Origin of the sequence: Micromonospora chokoriensis (assembly GCF_000718555.1) — a bacterium.
GTDB classification, from domain to species: domain Bacteria; phylum Actinomycetota; class Actinomycetes; order Mycobacteriales; family Micromonosporaceae; genus Micromonospora; species Micromonospora chokoriensis_B.
This window is the reverse complement of the sequence record NZ_JOAN01000042.1, coordinates 1-3,503: the sequence shown is the minus strand read 5'-3', so window position 1 is coordinate 3,503 and position 3,503 is coordinate 1. Positions and strand designations below refer to the sequence as shown.

Genomic DNA, 3,503 nt, shown 5'->3' with positions numbered 1-3,503 from the left:
GCTTACAGACATCCGACATCATCAACCACCGGAAATCCGTACGCTCCTCCGCACCCGTGCCCCGCCCCGGCGGCTGCGCCCCCGGCATCCCCAGGAACTGCGGTCCCGCTCCCGCGTCGACCGGCCGGTCCGGGCCAGCGACGACCGGTGCGCCGAGGGTGTTGTCGTACGACATGCCGAGCAGGTCCAGGCCGCTCTGCGGAACGCCGTTCCACTCCTTGCAGGCGACCTCGCAGGCCTTACAGCCAATGCAGACACTGGTGTCGGTGAAGAACCCCATCCGGGGTGGCGCGTTCTCATAACCGGCGTCCGGTGCCGGGTCCAGCGGACCGTACAGGCTGTTCGGGTCAGGAAGCACCGCGCTCCTTCCCCTCGCTGTCGGTGGTCACGGCCGGCGCGTGCTGGCCGGGAATGATCCCAGCCCGCCGCTGGTAGTCGGCCACCAGGTCGAGCAACGCCGGCCCGGTGGGACGACGACCCGGCCGCACGTCACAGGTACCGACCTTGCTCTCCTGGATCAGGACGTTCGGGTCCAGGCTGATGCCGAACAGATCGTTTGCCGAGTCGCCGGTCACCAGACCCTCAAAACCAAAGTGGTACGGCAACCAGACCTGGTGGATGATCCGACCGTCCACCCGCAGCGGGGTGAGCCGGTCGGTCACCAGCACCCGCGCCTCGATCACCGCGCGGCCGCTGACCAGGTGTGCCCAACCCAGATGGGTCAGCCCGACCTCGGTCGCCAGGTCCGGGGACACCTCGACGAACATCTCCGGTTGCAGCTCGGCCAGCGGCGACACGGTCCGGCTCATCGCACCGGCGGTGTGGTGCTCGGTGAGTCGGCTGACCGTGAACACGTACGGGAACACCTGACCGTGCTCCTGCGGCGGGCTCGGGTTCACCGAGTTCACCGGGTGCGCGTACATCTTGCGGGTCGGGTTGGCCTGCTGACCGTAGAGCGGGTTACGCACCGGCGACTCGACCGGCTCGTAGTGCGTCGGCAGCGGCCCGTCCAGGACACCGCTGGGCGCGTACAACCAACCCTTGCCGTCACCCTGCATGACGAACGGGTCGGTAACCGGTCCACTCGGCCTTCTCCGCATCCCACCAGACGTAGCGCTTGCGCTCGCTCCACGGGTTGCCGTCCGGGTCGGCGGAGGCACGGTTGTAGAGCATGCGCCGATTGGCCGGCCACGCCCAACCCCACTCGGCGGCCACCCAGTCCTGCTCGTGGCGGGACTTGCGCCGGGCGGCCTGGTTCACACCGTCCGCGTACACCCCGCTGTAGATCCAACAACCGATCGCGGTCGAGCCGTCCGCGCGGGCCTCGACGAAACCGGCCAACGGGCGGCCTGTCGTCACGTCGTACCCGTTGATCTCCCGCAGCACCGCCTCGGCGCTCGGCTCCGCGTGCGGACCGTGCGTGGGGTAGTCCCAGGTGAGGTCGAGCAGCGCCCGGTCGCGCGGCAGCGGCGAGTCGGCCAGCTTCTCCCGCAGTTTGCGGCCCAGGTGGTAGAAGAACCACAGCTCGGAGCGGGCGTCGCCCGGCGGCTCGACAGCCTTCTCCCGCCACTGCACCAGGCGCTGCGTCTGCGTGAACGTGCCCTCCTTCTCCACATGCGACGCGGCGGGCAGGAAGAACACCTCGGTACGACACTCCTGCGGTACGAGCTCGCCGGTGGCAACCTCCGGGCCGTTCTTCCAGAAGGTCGCGCTCTCGATCTCGAACAGGTCGCGGACCACGAGCCAGTCCAGGTTCGCCATGCCCAGCCGCTGCGCCCGGCCGTGCGCCGAACCGACCGCCGGGTTCTGCCCGAGCAGGAAGTACCCCTTGATCTTCCCGTCGATCATGTTGAGCACCTGTTGATAGGTGCCGTGATCGCCGGTGAGCCGGGGCAGGTAGCCGTAGCAGAAATCGTTCTCCGGGGTCGCCGCGTCACCCCAGTACGCCTTGAGCAGGCTCGCGGCGAACGACCGCGCGTTGCCCCAGAAACCCTTCTGGCCCGGGTGCCGGATGCTGTCCACCCACTCGTCGAAGCTCGGGTGCTCGGCGTGGTGCGGCATCGGCAGATAACCGGGCAGCAGGTTGAACAACGTCGGGATGTCCGTGGAGCCCTGAATGCTGGCGTGGCCACGCAGAGCCATGATCCCGCCGCCGGGGCGGCCCATGTTGCCCAGCAACAGCTGGATGATCGCGCCGGTGCGGATGTACTGCACACCGACGCTGTGCTGCGTCCAGCCCACCGAGTAGATCAGCATGCCGGTACGGTCCCGACCCGAGTTCGCCGCCCACGCCTGGGCCAGGTCGAGGAACTGCGTCTGCGGGATGCCGCAGACCCGCTCCACCATCTCCGGGGTGTAGCGGGCGAAGTGTCGCTTGAGGATCTGGTAGACGCAGCGCGGGTGCTGCAACGTCTCGTCGCGCCGGGTCTCCCCGCCCACCTGCGCGCCGTGCGACTCGTGCGCCAACCCCGCGGCGCTGTCCCGCTCCTGGGCGGTGTGCCCACTCCCCGACGACCTCTCGTGCCCCTCGTACTGCCAGCTATCCTGCACGTAGGTGCCGGTCTCCGGGTCGAACCCGGAGAAGAAGCCGTCGCCGTCCTCGGTGTCGCTGAACTCCTCGCTCACGATCGTCGCCGCGTTCGTGTACGCGAGCACGTACTCGCGGAAGTCCAGCTCGTTGTCCAGGATGTAGCGCACCACCCCACCCAGCAGCGCGATGTCCGAGCCCGCCCGGATCGGCAGGTACGAGTCGGCAACCGCGCTGGTGCGACGAGCCTGGTTCTCGATCTGGAGCGCCCCCATCGCGGTGAACAACTTCTTGATGAGGTAGTTCTCCTCGTTGTCCAGCGTCGCCCCACCCAGACTGGAAATACCCAACGTCCGATTGAGCGGCCGGCCCTGCGTGTCGACGTCCTCCCAGGTCTGCTCGCGGACGGCGAGGATCCGGTCGGCGATCATGTCGAGCGCGGTGTCGAGCTCCAGATCCTCCCACTGCATCGAGTACGGGCGGCGGTAGCGAACCTTCGTCTGCCGCAACGGGCTGGTGACCAGACTCTTGCTCGCCGAACCCTTCGGACAGAGCCGACCCCGCGAGATCGGGCTGTCCGGATCACCCTCGATCTGACTGACCCGCCCGTCCTTCACGAACACCCGCTGACCACAACCCACAGCGCAGTACGGACAGACGGACCGGGCGACGCTGTCGGCGTCCTCGGTGCGGGCGGTGAGCGCACGGGACCCATCGGACTTCGCCGCCGCACCCCGCCCCAACGGGTCCGTGCCGGTGAGCTGCCGGTACACCGGCCAGCCCTCGATGAAGGTCCGTAAGCCCAACCCCGACACCTCCTCCCACGCGCCCTCTGAAGATAGGTCAACTGAGGCAGGTTCGCGAACCGGGAAGACAAACAGCGCCGCCCCCGACCTTGTGGGCCGGGGGCGGCGCTGGTGTCGGTGTGCAGGTCGCCTCTCGGCGAGTGGCACGACGCGGCTCCAGCCGAACGGTA

At 68.5% G+C, this 3,503-nt stretch carries 2 pseudogenes; both read right to left on the bottom strand.

Annotation, left to right across the window (positions count from 1 at the left end):
• Positions 1–358: pseudogene (locus IF46_RS0131955) on the bottom strand (4Fe-4S ferredoxin); the annotation flags it as partial.
• Positions 348–3,333, bottom strand: a pseudogene (locus IF46_RS33000) (molybdopterin-dependent oxidoreductase). The pseudogenes IF46_RS33000 and IF46_RS0131955, both read right to left, overlap by 11 nt.
• Between the last annotated feature and the right edge of the window lie 170 nt (positions 3,334–3,503).